The 20,190-nt window shown below is 47.3% G+C and carries 20 protein-coding genes and 1 pseudogene; 1 reads left to right on the plus strand and 20 read right to left on the minus strand.

What is annotated here, in order from left to right; genetic code table 11:
* Positions 1-134: 134 nt before the first annotated feature.
* The 17 genes and pseudogenes from DXC51_RS15750 to DXC51_RS15820 all read right to left on the minus strand — a co-directional run bounded on the left by DXC51_RS15750 (position 135) and on the right by DXC51_RS15820 (position 16,167).
* Complete coding sequence (locus DXC51_RS15750) at positions 135-1,439, minus strand: SurA N-terminal domain-containing protein (RefSeq protein WP_025490277.1); 1,305 nt, start codon at positions 1,437-1,439, stop codon at positions 135-137.
* A 236-nt stretch (positions 1,440-1,675) separates the two neighbouring features.
* The gene (locus DXC51_RS15755) at positions 1,676-2,584 is read right to left on the minus strand and encodes an SDR family oxidoreductase (RefSeq protein WP_162162478.1); all 909 of its coding nucleotides are present in this window, start codon (positions 2,582-2,584) and stop codon (positions 1,676-1,678) included.
* A gap of 101 nt (positions 2,585-2,685) precedes the next feature.
* Positions 2,686-3,639, minus strand: a complete 954-nt coding sequence (locus DXC51_RS15760; protein ID WP_025490275.1) for an amidohydrolase family protein — start codon at positions 3,637-3,639, stop codon at positions 2,686-2,688.
* Positions 3,640-3,767: 128 nt separating this feature from the next.
* A complete protein-coding gene (locus tag DXC51_RS15765; RefSeq protein ID WP_025490274.1) occupies positions 3,768-4,394 on the minus strand; it encodes a manganese efflux pump in 627 nt (208 codons plus the stop codon).
* An 86-nt stretch (positions 4,395-4,480) separates the two neighbouring features.
* Positions 4,481-5,248, minus strand: a complete 768-nt coding sequence (locus tag DXC51_RS15770; protein ID WP_117544898.1) for a DUF3307 domain-containing protein — start codon at positions 5,246-5,248, stop codon at positions 4,481-4,483.
* Entirely contained in the window at positions 5,238-5,924 is a 687-nt protein-coding gene (locus DXC51_RS15775) for a SatD family protein (RefSeq protein WP_117531946.1), read from the minus strand. Before DXC51_RS15775 ends, DXC51_RS15770 begins: the two co-directional genes overlap by 11 nt.
* 117 nt (positions 5,925-6,041) lie before the next feature.
* Positions 6,042-6,773, minus strand: coding sequence for a class I SAM-dependent methyltransferase (locus DXC51_RS15780; RefSeq protein ID WP_025491704.1), 732 nt, complete (start codon positions 6,771-6,773; stop codon positions 6,042-6,044).
* A 98-nt stretch (positions 6,774-6,871) separates the two neighbouring features.
* Positions 6,872-7,792: an aldo/keto reductase gene (locus DXC51_RS15785; RefSeq protein WP_025491705.1), complete on the minus strand. Its 921-nt coding sequence runs from the start codon at positions 7,790-7,792 to the stop codon at positions 6,872-6,874.
* A gap of 386 nt (positions 7,793-8,178) precedes the next feature.
* Positions 8,179-8,361, minus strand: a complete 183-nt coding sequence (locus DXC51_RS15790; RefSeq protein WP_025491706.1) for a DUF1016 N-terminal domain-containing protein — start codon at positions 8,359-8,361, stop codon at positions 8,179-8,181.
* Positions 8,362-8,404: 43 nt separating this feature from the next.
* Positions 8,405-8,611, minus strand: a complete 207-nt coding sequence (locus DXC51_RS15795; RefSeq protein ID WP_025491707.1) for a hypothetical protein — start codon at positions 8,609-8,611, stop codon at positions 8,405-8,407.
* Entirely contained in the window at positions 8,608-8,742 is a 135-nt protein-coding gene (locus tag DXC51_RS30290) for a hypothetical protein (RefSeq protein ID WP_276917244.1), read from the minus strand. The genes DXC51_RS15795 and DXC51_RS30290 overlap by 4 nt, the downstream gene beginning before the upstream one ends.
* 105 nt (positions 8,743-8,847) lie before the next feature.
* A complete protein-coding gene (locus DXC51_RS15800) occupies positions 8,848-9,303 on the minus strand; it encodes a nucleotidyl transferase AbiEii/AbiGii toxin family protein (RefSeq protein ID WP_330413844.1) in 456 nt (151 codons plus the stop codon).
* Complete coding sequence (locus DXC51_RS30455; protein ID WP_049942505.1) at positions 9,300-9,515, minus strand: nucleotidyl transferase AbiEii/AbiGii toxin family protein; 216 nt, start codon at positions 9,513-9,515, stop codon at positions 9,300-9,302. Before DXC51_RS30455 ends, DXC51_RS15800 begins: the two co-directional genes overlap by 4 nt.
* A complete protein-coding gene (locus DXC51_RS15805) occupies positions 9,512-10,108 on the minus strand; it encodes a type IV toxin-antitoxin system AbiEi family antitoxin domain-containing protein (RefSeq protein ID WP_025491708.1) in 597 nt (198 codons plus the stop codon). Before DXC51_RS15805 ends, DXC51_RS30455 begins: the two co-directional genes overlap by 4 nt.
* Before the next feature lie 442 nt (positions 10,109-10,550).
* A pseudogene (locus DXC51_RS15810) lies at positions 10,551-10,739 on the minus strand (DUF362 domain-containing protein); the annotation flags it as partial.
* Complete coding sequence (locus DXC51_RS15815; protein ID WP_025487379.1) at positions 10,739-13,762, minus strand: efflux RND transporter permease subunit; 3,024 nt, start codon at positions 13,760-13,762, stop codon at positions 10,739-10,741. The pseudogene DXC51_RS15810 and the gene DXC51_RS15815, both read right to left, overlap by 1 nt.
* On the minus strand, positions 13,759-16,167 hold the full coding sequence (locus DXC51_RS15820) for an efflux RND transporter periplasmic adaptor subunit (protein WP_025487380.1): 2,409 nt from the start codon (positions 16,165-16,167) through the stop codon (positions 13,759-13,761). Before DXC51_RS15820 ends, DXC51_RS15815 begins: the two co-directional genes overlap by 4 nt.
* A gap of 342 nt (positions 16,168-16,509) precedes the next feature.
* On the opposite strand from DXC51_RS15820, the gene DXC51_RS15825 reads away from it, so the two are divergent.
* Complete coding sequence (locus DXC51_RS15825) at positions 16,510-16,962, plus strand: MarR family winged helix-turn-helix transcriptional regulator (protein WP_025487381.1); 453 nt, start codon at positions 16,510-16,512, stop codon at positions 16,960-16,962.
* 21 nt (positions 16,963-16,983) lie between these two features.
* On the opposite strand, the gene DXC51_RS15830 is transcribed toward DXC51_RS15825, so the two are convergent.
* The 3 genes from DXC51_RS15830 to DXC51_RS15840 all read right to left on the minus strand — a co-directional run bounded on the left by DXC51_RS15830 (position 16,984) and on the right by DXC51_RS15840 (position 20,182).
* Positions 16,984-18,249 (minus strand): alkyl/aryl-sulfatase, encoded by a 1,266-nt coding sequence (locus DXC51_RS15830; RefSeq protein WP_025487382.1) that lies wholly within the window; start codon positions 18,247-18,249, stop codon positions 16,984-16,986.
* Positions 18,250-18,380: 131 nt separating this feature from the next.
* Positions 18,381-19,511: a sensor histidine kinase gene (locus DXC51_RS15835; RefSeq protein ID WP_025487383.1), complete on the minus strand. Its 1,131-nt coding sequence runs from the start codon at positions 19,509-19,511 to the stop codon at positions 18,381-18,383.
* Positions 19,508-20,182 carry a response regulator transcription factor gene (locus DXC51_RS15840; RefSeq protein WP_025487384.1) on the minus strand — a complete coding sequence of 225 codons (675 nt, stop codon included), beginning with the start codon at positions 20,180-20,182 and terminating at the stop codon, positions 19,508-19,510. The genes DXC51_RS15835 and DXC51_RS15840 overlap by 4 nt, the downstream gene beginning before the upstream one ends.
* Positions 20,183-20,190: the final 8 nt, after the last annotated feature.

Here is a 20,190-nt window from a genome sequence, read left to right on the forward strand (position 1 = left end):
AATCCCAAAAAGGCCGCCTTTTTACCGGAAAAAAAGGAACCGTCCCCAGGCTGAATCCGGCCCGGAACGGTTCCCTGTTCTGTTATACTGCAACGTATTATGAAAGTGCTGATTCGGCTGTACGGTTGGAAAAATTATTCAGCTGCGCTGCTGCTTTCCGTTTCTTCAGCAGAAGCGTTCCCCACAGCAGTTTCAGTTGCTGCTTCCGTACCTGTTTCCACAGCTTCCGTGGTGCTCTCTTCGATGGTCAGATAAGCCAGTTTGCCTGCCACATCCGTCACTTCGTATTTTTCGGTCAGGGCTTTTACATATTCCCCTGCCTTCTGGTTGGAAAGCGTGCTGGAAATGGACTGGCTTGTGGCATCCGCATCGTTGGTTCTCTTTATGAACTGCGCCACATAATATCTGTGGTTTGTTTCATCGGGAAGGATGGTCAGATCGCCTTCCTTGCGGCTTTCATCAAACAGCCATGCTGAAATGGCCGCCGGTGATCCGGCATAGGAACCGCCTTCCGTCAGGCTGCCTTCCTTATCCGCGCCGCCGTAATTCTCCTTCTGTTCCTCTGATGCATTTTCCACACAGAGAGTCTCAAAATCTTCTCCGGCCTTTACCTTTTCTTCCATGGCCTGTGCGCTCTTCTTCAGCTCGTCCATGGCTTTTGTGATATCCTCTTCCGTGGCATCCTCGGCCAGCTGCGTTGTGAATGCAAAGCTTCTGTAATCCACTTTATCATAGCTGTTCTTGTTGGCCTCGTAGTATTCCTGAATTTCTTCATCACCAGGCTTGTTGATTTCCGTCAGGTGCTCATAGTAAGCATTTGCAAGCATATTTTCCTTCACGTAGGGCAGGATCCTGTCCCTGGTCGCATAGTCGCCGTACATATTGCTGTAAAGCTCGGACGCGCTCACGGATTCCGTTTCCGCCTGTGCAGCAAATTCAGTTTCAAAGGCTGCCATATCCTGCGTATCATCATAGGTAAAGCCCTGTGCTGCGGCATCGTCAACAATGGCCTTCACCTGTGTCAGCTGGCTTACCGCCATCTGATCAAAATAATCCTTCCAGGTCATATTGTCGGTATACTGCTGCTGGGCAAAATCCTTTGAGGTATCCAGTCCCATATAGGGCAGATAGGAGCCATACATGGAAAGATAGCTGTTTACCGCATTGTTGTAGTAGTAATCATATTCTACCTTAGTGATTTCATGATCGCCAATTTTCACATAGGTGTTGTGGACCGCTGCATATTTCGTATATGCGGACATTCCTATGGATATTACAACCGCCGCAGCGATTGCCGCGATTATAATAATGCTTCCTATTTTAAAACGCTTCAGCGATTTGAGTTCTTTTTCCTCCTCAATCCTTCTCTTTTCCATTTTCCGGTCATATTTTGTCATGACCTTTTCGCTTTTTTCTTCCGTCTTCTTATTATTAGACATGGTAAGCTTCCCTCCTTTTATCTCTGTCAGGTATTATACCTGATAAATGTGAAACAAGCGTGAACTTTTTGCATAAATCCAGCTGTTTTTCTCTGAAAATCTGCACAATGGCACACCTTTTTCGCATTACTGCTGCCGCTAAAGTCCTGTAATTCCCGGCAGACAGCACTATTCACAGTATAATACACTCTCCTTCCGGCTTCAACAAAAATTGTTAATTTTGAGGGGGAATTTTGTTATAGGTGGATGAGTTTGTCCGGATGTTTGGAAGTGCAGCGGCCAGAGGGGGACCGGGGTTTCATGTTATCCTGCTGGAGGCAATTTTTAAGGGTTTGCAGGGTATCGGAAAAACAGATGCCGTGGCGCAGGAGTTTTTCCTGGTCCATGCGCAGGTTTCTGGGGCTGGCGGCAAAGGCTTCTTTATTTGGGACCAGGAGCGCTTCGTCGGTGCCCTGGAAGCTGAGAAGCTCGCGGACGATGTGGTAAGTGCTCAGGTCGTTGGGGCTTCCGAAATTGTAGATTCCGGGAGGGAGGGTGAGTGCGGTTTCCAGATGGCGTATCATTTCCCCCACGTAGGTAATGCTGCGATAGTCGTGGATGGGGTAGGTGATGCGGCGTTTTTCACTGACAGCCTGTCTTACACTGGTGATAAGGGTGTCGTGTTCCCGGGGGCTAAGCTTTTTATTGTCAAACATCCAGCTCATGCGAAGCACCACGGTATCGGGCTGGGCAGTAAGGCATCTTTGTTCGGCCTCCTGCTTTTGTTTTCCGTAAATGCGGCAGGGGGTGAGGAGTTCGTCCTCTCGGTGCGGTTCCTGTACGTCATTTCCGAAGTATACCTGATCCGAACTGAAAAAAATCATCCTCGCTCCAGTTTCCCGGCAGGCCAGGGCTATGTTTTCCGCGCCGGTTACGTTTACCAGATACGAGTGTCCGGGATCTTTGTCACATGCGCCTACGTCAGAAACAGCGCCGCAGTGTATGACAATTTGCGGCCGGACTTGTCCGATAACTCGCAGGCATTCTTCTTTGTTGGTAAAATCAAGCTGTGCACGCCCTGTTCCTGTGATTTCATGCCTGTCTTTCCAGGCGGCAATAATTCTTGCGGCGGCAAAGCCGTCTGCTCCTGTTATAAGTATTTTCATGTTTTCCTCCTGCATATCTCAGATTCGCCTGTGATATAGCAACAATCAATAGTTTGAAGAGAACTTTATAAAATTGAATACTTCTGAGTAAATTGGCACAATCAAATCAGCAAATTCATCCTCAGACCCTTTCTCAGGCCGAATTGCCTGATAGTGTCCAGTTCCTCCGGCTTCATGCAGCCGGAATCATAAAGCATCCTGTATTCTCTGGAAACACTGCTGTTAAAAATCAGCATATCATCCGTATTGATTGTTACCGGTACTCCATAGTCATAGAACAGCCTTATGGGATATGTTTTATAATCTCCGGATCTTCCCAATATTATATTGCTCGTTGGGCACAGGTTTAAGCATATGTGATTATCCTTCAGAAAGTACATGGTCTGTGGGGAAGCTGCAGCCGCAATACCATGCTGTACCTCGTCCAGCTCCAGTACCTCCACTGCTTCTCTCACATCCTCTGCCGTCCCGAATTCCCCTGCATGCGCTCTCAGGCAAAGGCCGTTTGCTTTCGCCGTTCGGTACAATGGAACAAAATTTTTAACCGGTTGTGCAAGTTCCCTATTACATAAATCCAGAGAGCATATCCAATGATAAGGAAGCAACTCTTCAAGCTGGCGAAGCGCTTCCTCTGCGTGGCATTCCCATCCTATGGCAAGTTCCGGACAGAATATAGTATCCGGGCAGTATTTTTTCCGGAAAGTTTCTGTCAGCCGGATAAAATTCTGAATTTTTCCAAGCTGCACCAGTTCACCATAGCCAAATTCCATACATAATACTTTAATATGCTCCTCCGCGGCCCGGGCAAACGCGCCTTCCAGACGGAGTAAATATCCTTCCATACCACGACAAGATGATTTTATTTCCTCTTCGAACCATAGCTGCATGTCCTCCAGAGACATAAAAGGAGAACACCTGCTTTTAATTCTTTTACCGGTGCGTTCCATTATAAATTCCTGGCTTCCTCCCCGTCCGGCATGTACATGTAAGTCACTTTTGGGATATTCCTCCAAAGGCTTATGATTTTTCAATGCTTCCGCAAAGCTTATTTCCATCCCTTCCGCTCCTTCACTTCCCCCGCACTGCAGGCTGCAAAATCAGGAAAAGCAGAAGCTTCTCTTCTGCCCCCTGATATGCCGTATCTTTTTTCAGTGTATCTTCCTGTTTTCTTCTGTCTTTCAGTTTATCCCTTCAGCTTGGAAAATGCCAGAACAATAAATAAGACGCCGCTCAGCCAGGACAGATTCCAGCTGAGACGGGAAGCGATTTTCCGGCCGAGCAGCTGCCCCAGCCCCATGGCGGCCACGCCGATTAAAAATGCCGCCAGCATGGTTGGGAGAATATGAATCTTCAGGAAGGCGGCAAAGGTTCCGGCTACCAGGCTGTCAATTGACATGGCAAATGCCAGAAATACCGTTTCTTTCATGGAAAGCGTCTGGGAATGATCGCTGTCCGCCGCTGTGGGGTTCCCATAAATACTGATAATGAACTGCAGCTGGGAAAAAGAAAAATGGATATCCTTGCGCACTTCATAATGATGGTTGATGTAATTTTTAATCAAAGAATCCGCCAGCCTGATTGCACCCAGGATGAAAAGGCTGGTGAAGCATATGGCCTTGGTCAGGTTTTCCGGCACCACCGCCGTCAGTGCCGTCCCAAAACATAATGCAGCGCCCAGGCAGGCGCTGCATATACCGTTCATGACACCCGTTTCCTTCCAGTTAATGCTTATCCCGTCAGCTCCATAAGCAATACTGGCTACAAACTCATCCATACAGAGAGCCAGACATAATACTAAAATCTGAAGCATAGTGATTTCTCTTTTTATTTTAGTATATTCTTTCTGCTTATTTTTGACATACTTTTGCAGGAAATGGCATATAAAGGAACTGAACTTTATATCATATTGATAATAAAAGAAACCGCTATTACAGCCAATGTACTCAGTAACGTACCTAACAGATAATATTCTGCAAAATCCGGTTCCTTTACAATTTTATCATATCTTGCAATTGATTTTGCAGTTAAGACCAATCCTATTGCAGAATATTGCTGTAATGATATAAAAATCAACATTATACTGCGTTCAATAGTTCCGATAAGCCGGCCAGCATTTCTGTCATTTTTCCTATCCGAATCTTTACTTTTAGGTTTATACAATAAAAGCATTTTTGATATTGCCATATTAACAGGTTTATGTATTATCAATACGGCTGTAATCCACGAAACTACTTTAGCTGCGCATAATTCCATTACAGAAAAAACATTCTGCAATTTTCTGTATATCTCTGTATCCGGTGCATAAACTGCATAAAAATATGATATAACAAACAATCCAGCCAGACATACAAATTGTTCAAAATAGAAAATATTCCTTTTAATCTGAACAGATAATTCATTATTCTTTTTTATGTTTGAAATATAAACGTATTTAATTATTTCTATTATCGCATGAACAAATACCGCTATTGTTCCAAACAGCAACAAATTATATGACATTGCAAATAATAAAAGCATAATCATCACTATCCAGTAAATAACACAATGTCTGATTAACTCTTGTTTTTTTACAGATTTTCTATCCTCCATACCGACAGACTGTAAATAGAAATCACTTATTATATGTGCAAGTAGCAATAATACAAAGCATTCTTTAAATATCATTCCAATTTATTTCTCCCAATATCTTCTCCAAAACATCAATAGCTTCCTTATATGCATAATACTTTCCGCTTGCCAGTATTTTTTGTATGGTTGGCTGCCGTACCTTCAGCCTTTCTGCAACTGCTGTCTGCGTATCACCATGTTCCAGCATATCAAGTATTACTTCCCGCTGTCTGTCGCTCCATGATTCTTTAATCGTACACAGCAATGTAAAAACTGTATTTATTATAAGTACGGCTTCCTGATTTTCTATGTCTGATACCAAATGGATATTTGCTGTATCCGTCTGTTTCTTTTTCTCATTCTTTCTTAAATTTTCTATTGCCTCTCTGGCTCTATAATATCCGGGGCCATCGGCGCCAATAGAAATCTCCCGTTCAATACCTGTGGTAATTTCTCCTATACCAATTCCAAATCTGATATCAATGGGCCACATACAATTTTCTATCTCAAAAATAATTTTAATTATATTTTTCCCATTGCATAACAGTCCTTGAAATTCATCTCCCAGGGTTATTGTAAACTTCGATGCTATATCTCTGTCATATTTTTCATTAACTTTCATCAGAACTCTCTTCAGCTTATCCTGGACTGCTTTTCTGTCAGAAAGCTTTTTAGAGCTTTTGATATCTCCTATTATGGCTATATATGGTTTATAAAAAAAAGTAAAAAACATAATACACCTCCTTTTATATTATATAGTCGAAATAGGCTATAATCAACAATTATTCATAAAAAAGGCTATATTTTATAATTATAGCCTTTTTTATGAATAATTCCCTTCCCGATCATTTCATTTCTTCCGTGTAAAGACACTCACCGAAGACGGGCACATCCGTTTTTGTTCCATCTCACGGACCAAATCCACATGAAAACCGCTGCTTTCCAGTTCCCGGATATAGCCCTCCCGGCTTCTGGGCCTGCAGGGGATGAAGGGGATGGAGACTTCCTTTCCCTCGTTTTTCCCCCGGGCGCTTCTCATTTTGGGCGTCTGGTAGTCCTCGCCGGTAAGGCGCAGCCATTCCTCAAAGGTTTCCACACGGCCTTCCCAGGCATCTGTACGGAAGCTTTCCCGGAAGAAAAGCATGGGAGCGCCCTTTTTCAGGCAGCCGCAGGCATGGCGAAGGTATTTCTCCCGATCCCGGTCGGTTACGAGCATATGAAGCCCCATGACATCCAGTGCCGCATCATAACGATCATTTGGCATATGTCTGACCATATCCAGGGGAAAAACCCTGGCGTCCGTATACGGGCGCAGCGCATCCCTGGCCCGTTCCACTGCGGCGGGTGCGATGTCCACGCCGGTGTATTTAACGCCGAGGCGGGAGAGAATGACGCCGCAGGCGCCTTCCCCGCAGGCAAATTCTATTACCATTTTCCCATGCAGGCTGTAATGCTTTACCCATTCCGCCAGATATACATTCAGCACGGAATCCCCTGTTTCATGCCCCCAATGGTCAATCCCGGCTTCATAAACAGTCTTGTATCTTTCTTCATATGCCAGATAATATTTTTCCTGTTCCATTTCGTTCTCCTGATACACGCAGAGAATTGTCCTCAGGCATCCGTCCATACGCCCATCACTGATTCGTATCGTCCGGATCCATAATTTTCAAACACGCTTTAAGGCAGGATATGTCCGCCCGCCAGATAAATACGATACCATTCCTCTCTGGTAAGCACAATTTCAGATGCTTCACAGATTTCCTTCAGGCGCGAGGTCTTCATGGTTCCGGCAACCAGCTGCATATTAGCCGGATGTCTCAGAATCCAGGCGGAGGCAATGCCGGTGCTGCCTGTCCCATATTTTTCTCCCAGCTCCTCCAGAATCCGGTTCAGTTCAGCGTATTTGGGATTTCCTAAAAATACGCCTTCAAAAAATCCATACTGGAACGGCGACCAGGTCTGAATGGTGATATCCTCCAGACGGCAGAAATCCAGCACGCTTCCGTCCCGGTCCGCCGCGCCCTCCGTCAGCATGTTTACTTCCATGCCGTTTGCCACCATTTGGGAATTGGGAATGCTGAACTGCAGCTGATCCGCGGCAATATCCTGTTTCACATACTTTTTCAGAAGCCGGATCTGGGAAGGCTTATGGTTGGATACCCCGAAATGCCGCACCTTTCCCGAAGACTCCAGCAGATCAAAAGCCTCCGCCACCTCCTCCGGCTCCACAAGGGCATCCGGCCTGTGCAGGAGCAGAACGTCCAGATATTCTGTCTGAAGACGCTTCAGAATCCCATCCACCGATTCCAGGATATGTTCTTTGGAGCAGTCATACATCACGCCGGGCACAATGCTGCATTTGGACTGGAGAATAATCCTGTCCCTCAGTGCCGGGTTCTTATGCAGGTATTTCCCGAACATCTCCTCACATTTTCCCGCCCCGTAGATATCGGCATGGTCAAAAAATACGGCGCCCATATCCACAGCCTCTGCAATATAGTTATCCGCTTCCTTCTGCTCCAAATCCCCCATGCGCATACAGCCAACTGCCACCGCTGGAACCTTCAGGCCGCTTTTTCCCAGATTTATTGTCTTCATTATTGCCCTCCCATCTGAAGCCGCACTATTCCGGCCTCTTTTTTCTTTTTATTCTACTTTACTTTTATGCAAAGTAAAAGCTATTATCTTGTCTTTTTCCTGTCTTATCATGGTGGAAAATTCCCTGACGGAACAAATCCCTCAATACCCCTGCCCGTTTACAGCCGCCTTTCGAACTCCATTCGGACGGATGCAGAGCGTCGTCTGGCCACCATTTTTTATTTTTGGCCTGAAAAAACAGGCGCCCATTTCCTCTTTTCAGAAAAAATGAACCGCCTGTCTGTATTTATATATATTTTTTTTCGGCTTTCCAAACCGTCACTATTGAGCGGATAATAATGATGGATAAAAGGCAGAGTTGGGCCTAGTGTGTAGACATATTGATATTAATAAATATTAATTTGCGCATCAAGTTGGGGCGTAATCTCTACATCCGAATACAACCTGTAAAACTGATTCATATATTGTAGATTTCCTGGTGAAAATGACTTGATCTCCGGCAGTTCTTTTACTAAGTCTTTGCTTATCTTTTGATAAACATGGCTGCCCCATGTCACATTCTTCTTCACTACCGCCACCTATAACCCAATCTATATGAAACTCATATTACCATTACAAAATTTCACGAATCAAAACAGCACTTAATGCTTCCCTGATTATTCTTTTAATTTGTCTTGCATTATCGAGTTTATCTACCATTCCCATAATAGCAGTTCTAATTCCGGACTGAACAATAATTTGCTTTTCGTCATCATCTAATTTAGAAAATTGCTTTTCATATTCTATAATCATAATTTGTTCAACAGCTTCTTTTCTCAATCTATCATTATGTGCTCTTTTTTATCACTGCTTTTACCACCAGCTAATACATATATGAAATCTGTAGCTGATCCTTCATCAAAATACACTACTTTTATCATCTTTTTGGGTTTTACTTTCTTGACTGACATAAACTAAACATCCACCTCATATTCTATTATTTATTTTGTCACTACTCTTTAATGTTCGAACTAAAAAACATATGCTTTTCACAAAATATCTTAGAATGAAAGCAACTACTTTTCTAACATTATCCCAATTTCCAAAATAGTGTCTAACGTGTCCTTAAATTTTATACCCTCACTATATGTATTTTCTTCCTTGTACTTTTTCCATACTCTTCTAAGAAAGTCACTTTCACGCATCTCTTCTATAATTTTCCGATATTCTTTCAACTCCTCCCAAGAACCACGTTTTTTAGAAGTCGCCAATACAGCTTCCTTTAAAATATCCCAACGAATTTCATTCTTCTTGATTTTCATTAATACAAATAAATCATAGAAATCCCTTGCCCTTGTATTACCAATATTTCTCCTCATTACGGTCTCATATTTTTCAGCGAGGATAGTTTCCAATGTGTATGCCTTTACCAACACGCTCTTTTCTTCAAACATGCATTTATATCTATAATCAATCTGTCTTGGCGTAATCTCGTCTCCAGTTGTAATATCTATTTTCATTGGAATATTCATTTTCCCATATCCATCGTTGTTCTCTCTGCAATTCCAATCATGGATGCAATCAACAAGCCACCTTTTAATATAAAATTTCCTTTATATTTGGAAACAGACAAACATTCCACAAGGCGTTCAAACATGTATATCTGCAAAATTTCCTGTGGTTTCAAGTTCATTTTCTTCGCTATGTTTTTCACAGCTCCTTTTATCTGCTCTGCACTTTTCATTGCAATACCTCCATGTACCTTTCCAATTCCTCGGTTATATTGAATGCCTTTCCATACTTCACCAATCTTCTGATGCTCTTTTCTTTACTTTTGAAGTACACATTCAGTGCATTACTATAAAGCTGCATATCTACATTTTTTCTATCCCTTATCAAATCACAAATCGTTCTTTCCCTATCATAAACCTGTATAGTTGCCCCCTGCGGCGACACGATCTCAGTTATACCAATATTGTATACTTTCATTGGCACATAATGATATTTAACCTTTGTACTAATTTTCAACCGGGACGTATTATACCCCCTTGGAACCGTACAACTTAGAACATTGGGGACTCTTTCTGACAGATTCCAAAAATATGCTGACGTACCATAAGAAAAAACACCTTTAGGACATCTCTGTTGAAATTCATAATATTCGTCTATATCCTCTCTGCTGAGAGAATAAAATCCATGTCCTATTCTTTCAATTATTCCATTATCCAGCATTTCTTTTATTTTTTCTTTTCTTATTCCTGCATTAACAATCATTTTTGTTTTAAAAACATTATTATGCTGTTTGGCTATTTCAATTATTTTTTCATGATCGGTCACACTCTCACCTCCACCATGTACTTATTGACTTCAACTTTATCATATTTTAGTCAATAAGTACATATATAATTATTAATATAACCAATTCTTTTTTATTTATGCTATACATAAAACACCTGGCTGGAACAGTATCAGCAGCTTATCCACTGACAGCATCTTAGTGTTTGCTATTCCTACTCTCCATCACAAATTTTCAAAATCACTTCAAATTCTCATTTTTACCCCTATGCATCTATAAAAATGGGTAAAAAGAGGGGCAAAAACCAGCCATTTTTCGGCACGATTTTTGCCCTTAAATCACAACTTTTTGTGGTTGAACCACCTTATTTTTTTCTTTTTCCACAATACTGCATCAGAATCACCGTCTCAACATTGGCTGTTTATGCGTACATATCCATTCTTTCTCCAAAAGCTCCGCCATATCGGCCGCTTTGGGATGGCAGCCCTCCAGAATCTCAGAATGGGTTGTCGCTCCCTCGCTTGGATCCCTGGCCACTACCAGATTCGGCTTCAGGCCGATTCTCTTGTTCCTGTCCCCGATCAGCTCCGCCAGGCCCGCACGCTTCAAAATGCGGATGGTCATATTTTTATAATCCGTGCCGTGAATGATCAGGATATCCTTTTTCTCCATCATTGTGTTTTATTCTCCGCCTGTAACCGTTTAGGTTTTTTCTTATCTATTATCAGATAAATGGTAGGCATCAGAAGCAGGGTGAGCAGTGTGGAGGCCACCAGGCCGCCGATAATAACAAGAGCCATGCCCTGCATCATTTCGCTGTTTCTTCCGATTCCCAGTCCCATGGGGAGCATGGAGAGAATGGTTGTGAGGGTGGTCATCAGGATCGGGCGCAGACGGATGGCTCCCGCATCGATCAGCGCGTCCTCCAGCGGTATTTCCTGTCTCAGCTGGTTCACGGTATCCACATATAATATACCGTTATTCACCACGATTCCGGCCAGCATCAAAAATCCCATTAAGGAAACCATACTGATGGTGATTCCTGCAATATACAGCAGGAAAACGGAGCCTACCAGGCTGAAGGGAATACACATCATAACCATGAAGGAAAAACGGGGTGATTCAAACTGCATGGCCATCACCAGGAAAACAAGGAATACGGCGATTAAAATGGATTGGTAGAGAACGCCAAATTCCTCGTTCATAATCTCCGTCACCATATCCTCCGCCACCTCCACGCCCGCCGGCAGCGTCAGCGCTCCCACCGTCTGCAACAGTGTCTTCTGCGCGGTAAAACGTGCCTCCTGGGTAGTGGCCGCCGTAAGGCTGATCTGATATTTGCCATCCACCTTCATGATGGTCTGGGGCGCATCCGTATACACCACCTGGGCGATTTCCCGCACAGGGACCTGAATGCCCTGATTGTTAGTCAGAGTGGCATCCATCAGGCTGTTCATGCTGTCATACAGCCCCTCTGGATATTCCAGCTTCACCTCATATTCCGTTCCGTCCTTTGTTACGGTAAGCACATCCGTTCCGCTTAAAATATTGCGGATGCTGCCCGCCACCTGCACGGGCGTCATTCCATAATGCATGGACATCAGCGGGTCGATTTCCAGTTTGGCCGCGGTGCTCGTGTCCTGGGCGGAGGAGGTTACCTTGATTACGCCGTCCACCTGCTCCATGGCTTCCTGGGCTTTCCGGGCCGCTTTTTTCAAAATCTCCATATCCGCGCCCTGCAGATCGATTTCTGTGGTGGAAGAGGACATCATGCCGCTTCCCATACTGCTGCCGCCGGAAGCAATATCCAGCTCCATACCCGTATAGTCCCTGGTTTCCCTATTCCACTTTTCTATCACATCCGCAGTGGACAGCTCCCTATCACTTTTCAGGTAGGCGCGCAGGCTGGCGGAAGATCCGCTTTCTATGGAAACACTATAGGATGCAACGTCTGGCTCTGCCTTGGCAAGCGCCTCCAGCTTTTCCATGGCGCTTTCCTTGTCCTCCAGCGTGGTTCCTGGCCGGAAGGAGGCGGAAACCTCCACAATTCCTTCATCGGAGGCAGGCATCAGCTCCATATTTACCTGGGTAAGCATCAGTCCCGCCACAGCCACCAGGGCAAGGGTAACGCCCACCACCACCAGCTTCCTGTGAAGCACCTTTCTCAGGATTTTCCTGTATACACGGGTGGTTTTATCCACGATCCTGTTTGCCGGAATCTCCTTCTTCTCCGTGGGCTTGAAAAGGGAGTAAAAGAGGGGCACCAGAGTCATGGCTGATATCAGGGAGGCAAGCATGGCAAATACAATGGTAAAGCCCAGCTGGCCGAACATCTGCCCCGCCAGATCATCCACGGTGGCCAGGGGAAGATATACCACGATTGTAGTAATTGTGGAAGCGATGATTGACATGGTTACCGCCTTGGTTCCCCGCAGCGCCGCTTCCTTATAGTCCTCATGCGTATCCCTGGCCCTGAAGCAGCTTTCAATCACGACGATGGAGTTATCCACGATCATACCGATGGCGATTACAAGGGATCCCATGGTAACGATATTCATGGAGTAGCCCATCATGCTCATGAGAATCAGCGTGGCCAGCAGGGAAATGGGCATGGAGCTTCCCACGATTAGGCTGGCTTTGAAATCCCCGAAAAAGATGAACAGCACCGCCATGGAAATCAGGACGCCCGCAATCAGTGTTTTTCCCACCGACCAGAGGGAGGAGGTAATGATATCGCTGGAATTGTATTCCACGCTGATTTCGATTCCCGGATTTTTTCCCGAATATTCCGCAATCAGCTTTTCAATTTTCTGCGTTACCTGCACCACGCTGGCGCTCTGTTTTTTCTGGATGGAAATACTGATATTTTCCATGCCGTCGCTTTTACTGATGGAATCCGCCTTTTCCTGTGCCATGGAAACCTCAGCCACATCGGAAAGATGGACCACGCTTCCGGCCGCGGTGATAATCGGCACCTGTTCCAGCTTCTGCACAGTATTAAATTCCATGGCCGCGCTGACGGAAATGTCCTGGCTGCCCTGCTTCACGCTGCCCGCGGGCACGGTAAAGTCCGCCGCCGACAGATAGTTGGCAACCGCCGCCATATTCAGGCCGTATTGCTTGAGCATATCTTCTTTTAAAAGAACCCTGATGTATTCCTGGCTGCCTCCGGAAACATCCACCTGGGCTACATTGGTGATGGATTCCAGATCCGGTATAAACGTATCCTCCAGGGTTTTGCGCAAATCCTGCTCCCCCTGCGCGCGGGCAGAAAGGATCATGTCCGCGGACTGTGACATATTCAGTTCGATGACAACAGGGGAGGAGGCATCCTCCGGCAGCTGCAGGCTGGCCGTATCCAGCGCAGTACGCAGATCCGCATAGCATTCGTCAATATCCACGCCGTATTCATAGGTAAACATGACCATGGACAGATTTTCCGAGGACTGTGAGGTTACGGAATCAATGCCGCTCAGGGTGGAGCCGGAATCCTCCACCACCTTGGTCACCAGTTCGTCCACGCTCTCCGGATCCGCGCCGGGGTAGGTAGTCATTACAATGAGCATGGGCATATCCATGTCCGGCGTCAGCTGCATCTTAAAGCCCGGTATGGAGCCCAGGCCGAAAACGGCCAGGGACAGTATGATAAGAATCACGGAAACCGGGCGCTTCAGCGCTAATTTTGTGAGATTCATTCCGCGTCCTCCCCTTCAACCAGACGCACCTTCGCACCATCCGTCAGCTGGGAAGACCAGGTATGTATGACTATGCTGTCCGCGGCAAGACCGCCTGTTATTTCTATTTTATCTTCATTGTACAGGCCGGTTTCCACAGGTGTCTTAACGGCGATCCCGTCCTCCACGCAATACACATAGGCCTGCTCCGCTTCATAATATACTGCGTCATAGGGAAGCAGCAGCGCATCGTTTGTCCGGTAAGTGTCGGCTGTGATTTTTACCGTTACGCCATTGGAAAGCTGTGTGTTTTCCGTGGCGGCCTTGATTTCAAACAATCCGGTCCTGGAGTCAACTGACTGGCCGATCTGGGTAATGCCTGCCGTAAAGGTCTCGCCGTTCCTTTCCAGCGTAATTGTTTCTCCTGCAGTGAGCTGGTTTTTCACCGCTTCGCTCACATAAAAGGTAACTGTCATGGAATCCTTGTTGGATATGACATAAACCGGATTGCCGGCGCTTACCATACCGAATTCATCCACATTTTTCTGCTCAATCACCCCGGAAATAGGGGCCGTCAGCGTATAGTTTTCCAGCTGCATCATGGCGCTCTGGATCCCCACGTCGGAGGAAGCGATCTGGTTCTGCAGGGCCGCTGCCGTATCCTGGTACGCCTGCCCGTTCTGGATGCCATACTGTACCTGGGCATCCTTCAGATTTTCCTCGTAAAAATCAATGGTATCGCCGGTGGTTGACCGGGAGGTCTCCGCAGAATCAATGCTGCTGTCAATGGAGGAAATATTGCTTTCCAGGGAGGAAGCCTGGGTTTTCATGGAAGCAATCTGGGAAGCATAGGTTGACAGGCTGCTGTCCAGACGGCCTTCCCCGATGTCTGCAGCTGAATAGCCTGCGGATCTGAATTTATTTACCGCCTCTAACTTACCTTCATAGATTGCTTTATCCTTTACATATTCTTCGTAGCTTTTCTTTTTGGTTCCGTCCTGATTATCTATCTGAAGAATTACAATATCACTGTTATTTCCAATTCCCACAACCGCCTGCATGATTTCCGGTTCATCGTTCCCGCAGCCGTGTCTGCCGCCCTTTCCGATACCGGCATTCAGGGAATTGCCTGTCCGGAAGGAGACCTGTGCCGCTGCGGCGGTCTGTGCCGATCTGTTATCATAATGGTTTTCATGGTCGGAGGTTTTCCGTACGGCTCCGTTATCCCCTGCCCTGCTCTGCAGTTCGCTGCTTTGGGTTGATTCGTTATGGCTGCTCTTTTCAGCCCCGCTCTGGGACGCAGAAGTGGATTCCTGAGATGGGGCTTCCTGGGCGGAAGAACCCTGGGCAGAGGAATCCTGGGAAGAGGAATTCTGGGAGGAAGAACCTTGTGAGGAAGAATCCTGGGAAGCTGTCCCCTGTGTGGACGAATCCTGGGAAGCAGAGCCCTGGCCGCCGCCGTCCGTTCCCTGATGCTCTTCTTCCGAAGGCGACTTATCCGGGCTGCCCTGAGAATCAGGGTCCTTGCCGCCATTCTCCTGGGATCCTCCTTCAGATGCTGAACCTCCATTGCTTTCTTCACCGCTTCCGTTGGTCTTGTCCGTGTTTTCATCCGGCTTCGTGCCATCCGATGGATTTATATTGGAATCGGGATTCTGGCCAGAATCCGGCTTATTATCCGGATCGGGATTTGGATCAGGATTCACGTCCGGCTTAGTCTCTCCGCCTTCACCAGGTTCGGTATAATAAAGCTCCTTCCAGTTTGGCTCCGGATCAGTCACCCATCTCCAGACGCCGTTGGCGTCCTGATAGACGAACTGCTTGGCCGTCACCGCCATGCTCTTCATGCTCTTATAATTTTCTTCCATATCACCGATGCTGTCGTTGATTTTGTTCAGAGCACTCTTCATATCCTCTTTTTTCTGCTGGGTATCCGCAATGGAGGTTCCGGCAGAATCATACTGCTTTTTCGCCATATCAATCTGATACTGGATATTTTTAAGATTGCTCTCCATGGACAGATTGCTCATGACCTGGCTGGAACCCAGGGTGCGCTGTGCGGACAGCTCCGCGCCCTCCTTCGTCAGCTTTGCCGATTCCAGCTGAAGCCTTGCTGCCTCATCATCAATCTGCAGCAGCACATCCCCCGCCTGTACATGGTCGCCCACTTCAAAATTGACCGCCGCCACCTCGCCTGAAACAAGCGGTATGATACTGACCTGTTCCTGGGGACTTACCGTCCCGATAAAAGTGCTGGAAACTGCCAGGCTGCCTGTTTCCGGCGCCGACGCTTCCACGGCAAGGGCCGTATCCGCCGCCTCCGTTTCCTCCGTACCGGCCGTATCCGCACTGCCTGCGCAGCCTCCCAGCGTCATCACAGCCGCCATCAGGACTGCAAGGCTCCTCATACGGTTCTCTTTTTTCATAATAACACCTCATTTTATTTATTTCCTGATCCCGCATCACCGGCATAAGCTTCGCACATGCCGGCCCTGGCGTTCCTCCCTGCAGGAATCCATTCCAGCGCCGAAATGTGCGAAGCTCATGTTACTTAGCAATGCTAACCATTTTCAATCCCATTCTAACTTTCATATTATTATAAGTCAATTAAAAAACTATAAAATAAGTCCGGGAGGGAGACCCATCCGCCCCGGTTAAACCATAACTGTATGGCTGCTTTGCATTACAGGGGGGTGCGTGTTATACTGTTGTTGGAAAAATAAAGTAATTGGTGTGAGTAAAATTGTTGAATGCAAGAAGAGGTTGTTATGGCGGATGTGAATGTATTTCCTTTTGAGTTGATTAATAAATTTCATCGTTTTAAGCTGAGTGCGCTTCCTATGCCGCTGCCGGAAAGTGAGCTGATTACTCTGTATACCATCCGGGACGCCAATCAGTATGATGGGGTGGAGAATACGCTTATTTCGGGGCTTGCGGAGAAGCTTCATGTTTCGGTTCCCACGATTTCACGGTGTTTAAGCAGGCTGGAGGAGAAGGGGCTGGTGCAAAAAAGCAGCCAGACAAACGATCGCCGTAATACGTACGTCTGTCTGACTGAAGAGGGGCTTGCAATCTATGAGGAGTCCTTCCGGACCCTTTCTTCTTTTGTGGAGCGCGCCCTTTCCCGGATTGACGGGGAGGAGCTGAACCAGTTTTTTGCTACCTTTGATAAAATTTATGATGCACTGGCCCAGGAATACAATGCTTTGGGGAAAAAATAGGCTTTCCTGCGGGAGCTTCGGTCAGCGAAGCTCTTTGGCGCATTCTTTATAGTAATGTCTGCCGTTGGCGCTGGTTTCATACTCTGCCATCCGGTCCAGCGCCTCTGCTTTCAGGCGCCGCGTTTCTTTGTCCGTATCATCGTTTGTCAGCAGCAAATCGCACAGCTCCAGGCACCATTGGTATTCCTGCGCCTCAAATGCTTCCGCTGCAGCCCGGAACACTTTCCGTTTCCCGCCGATCAGGGCAGTCATTTTTTCAGTGTACTTTTTGGGCGCAAGCGGGTGAAGGTGTGTGGGATTTCCGTCAAACCAGCCTAAATAGGCCGTATAAACCGCTCTTACCGTCCATTCCACACAGCCGTAAAATTCTCCCAGATACGGAAGGACAGCATATTGTTCAGGCAGCCGTATTTCTGCAGCCAGCTCTTCCTGGCTTTTTCCCTCATTCATCCCTTCCAGGGTCTTTGTGAGAATGTAATTTATGACGTCTCTGAAATTCCCAAGCACTTCCCTGATGTTATCGTTTCCATAGATTACTGAGGTGTGTCCTGGCAGAAGGTAATCCGCAGGATAGGCAAGCAAGGCGTCTATGCTTTTCTTCCAGGCCGATAGGTCGCGGTACTGTCCGCCCCGGATGGCGTAAAAGTTGGGAAAACAGCCATAGTAATTGTCACCGCAGCACAGAACCCTTTTCTGCGGAAGCCACACGCATATCTGATCATCCGTTTCCCCCGGAAGTCTGGCCATTTCCAGTAAAATGCCGTCTATTTCACGGCTCACGCTGTCCTCCTGATAAACCGTTGACGGCGCGGTAAAGGCGCGGTGCTCCCCATATACGACTCCCTCGCGCCGGCCGATTCCCTGGGAAATATTTTCTTCGTCCGTAAGGGTATAACCGAACTGCCTGCTTCCCCGTCTGTTCTGAATCTGCTGCAGCAATTCCGAGCCCTCCAGGGCCGGTGTTTTCGGCGCGAAGGCAATAATCTCCGGAGCGCTTCCCAGAAAAGCGCCTGCGCCGCCCCGGTGATCGGGATGGGAATGGGTGAAAATTACCGTTTTCACTTCTTTTCCCGTTTTTTCCCGGATAAAATGAAGCAGTTTTTCTCCCCTTTCCAGCGTATCCAGGGTATCGATCAGGATCACCCCTGTATTTCCTTCCAGTACTACCGCGTTGCTGTGTCCCAGACCCGATACGTGCCACACGCCCTCCGTCACCTGGGTAAAGGCTTCCTGAAAATTCCTGTCCGTAAAATCCTGAAGCTGAAGGCTTCCGTTCTCTGTTAACATATGTGTGCCTCCTTCTTTGAAACAGTTTAAATAAATATCTTTTTATAAAAACTGATTTATCAGGTCCGCCTTCTATGCAAAAAAATCTTCCGCTTCGCAGGCTGGCCGGCTGCTGTTCTATACATATACTATCACAAAGCGCCGGCCGCGTCCACGCTCCGGGCAATCCCGCCTTCTTCCTCCGTCCCCGGCCCATTGCCGCTTCGCCGGACGAAAATGCGGAAGCTGTTGCCGTTTTCCCCGTAGTTGTCTATCGATACATAGCCTCCCTGATCACTAATGATTTTCCGGGTCAGAAACAGGCCCAGCCCCACGCCCTCCTGCAGCATGGCGGCCTGCTTTCCCCTGTAGAACCGCTGGAAAACAGTATTTCTTTCCGCTTCCGGTATCCTGTTTCCCTCACTGCATACCTCAATACAGGCGTATAGCTCACAGGCGCTCATGCGTATCAGGATATCACTGCCCTGCGCACCGTATTTTACCGCATTGTCCAGCAGGTTAAAAACAGCCTCCAGCGTCCATTTCCCATCCACGCAGACGCGGATGCCCCGGTCTCCCTCCAGACGGATTTCCCTGCCCTTTGCCTCCGCCCTGGGTGACGCCTGATTTGCCGCCTCCAAAATAATCGGGAGCAGCTCCTGTTCCACTGGCGTAAGCGTAATGATATCCGTTTCCAACCTTGTCGCCTTTTCAAAGCCTTCCCCAAACCAGCCGAGCTTTTCCGCCTGCCTGGATATATTGGACAGGAAATGATTCTTATTTTCCGCGCTCAGATCCGGCATCTGCAGGAAATCACAATACATACGTATATTGGTAAGCGGCGTGTTCATCTGATGCACCAAATCCGCTACCAGGCCGCTTAACTGGTTTTTTAACGCCAGCTCCTGTTCCTCATGGGCCTTCATAATGTCATACAGCTTGTAAATCTGGGTCTGCAGCTTCCCCGTCACAGTATCCTCCTGGGAAAAAAATGCCGCCGCCCCGTCACTTTCGGGAATACCGTCAATCAGGCGCTGCACGCAGTCGGAAGCCGTATGCAGCGCCCGGTTCACACAGCCGGAAAGCCAGGCAAAGCCGCTATAAACTACAGCGCATTCCGCCAGGCAGTAGAAAATACCCCACCACAGCGCGCCGGAGGGTGCCGTCAAAAGCAAAAACAAAAAAAGACAGGACAGCACCGCCTGCCCTGCCAGAATCCTTTTTATATTCAGGTCAATGCCTTCTGTTTTCCATGCTCCTTCCCTGATATCCCGTTTTTTCATTCTTCCTCCCATTTGTACCCAATTCCAAACACTGTTTTTATCCGCTCCGGTTTTCCCGGCTCCTTTTCAATTTTTTCCCGGAGCCGCCTGATATTCACCGCAAGCGCTTTGTCATCCACATAATTTTCCTGCGCATCCCAAACCCGGGCAAGCAGCATTTCCCGGGTGAGCACCCGCCTTCTGTTGTGCAGGAACACCTCTAAAAGACGCATTTCCGTCGGGGTGAGCGGGATGCTTTTTTCACCGATTTTCAACTCTTTCCCGTCAAAATCATAGCACAGATCGCCGTTATAATAGAAGCGGCCGTCCCGGCACAGGCTCCGGTTCAGCACGGCCTGTATCCTGCGCACAAGCAGCGGCACGGAAAAGGGCTTGGTAATATAATCATCCGCTCCGGCATCGAAGCCCGCAATCATATCGCCTTCCGTATTTCTTGCCGTCAGGAAAATCACAGGCACCGGGTTGCTTTCCCGCAGCCCGGGAAGGAATTCCCTGCTGTCTCCGTCTGGAAGGCTCACATCCAGCACCACCAGATCCGCCGGCTGCCCCAGCTGTTCCTTCATCCCGGCCAGACTGCCGGCGCCGCGTACCTGATGTCCTTCCCTGGCAAGGGCAAACAGGATTCCTTCCCTCAATATTTCATCATCCTCTACCACAAGTATCCGGGCCATCTTTTCTC

This window comes from Eisenbergiella massiliensis, assembly GCF_003435485.1.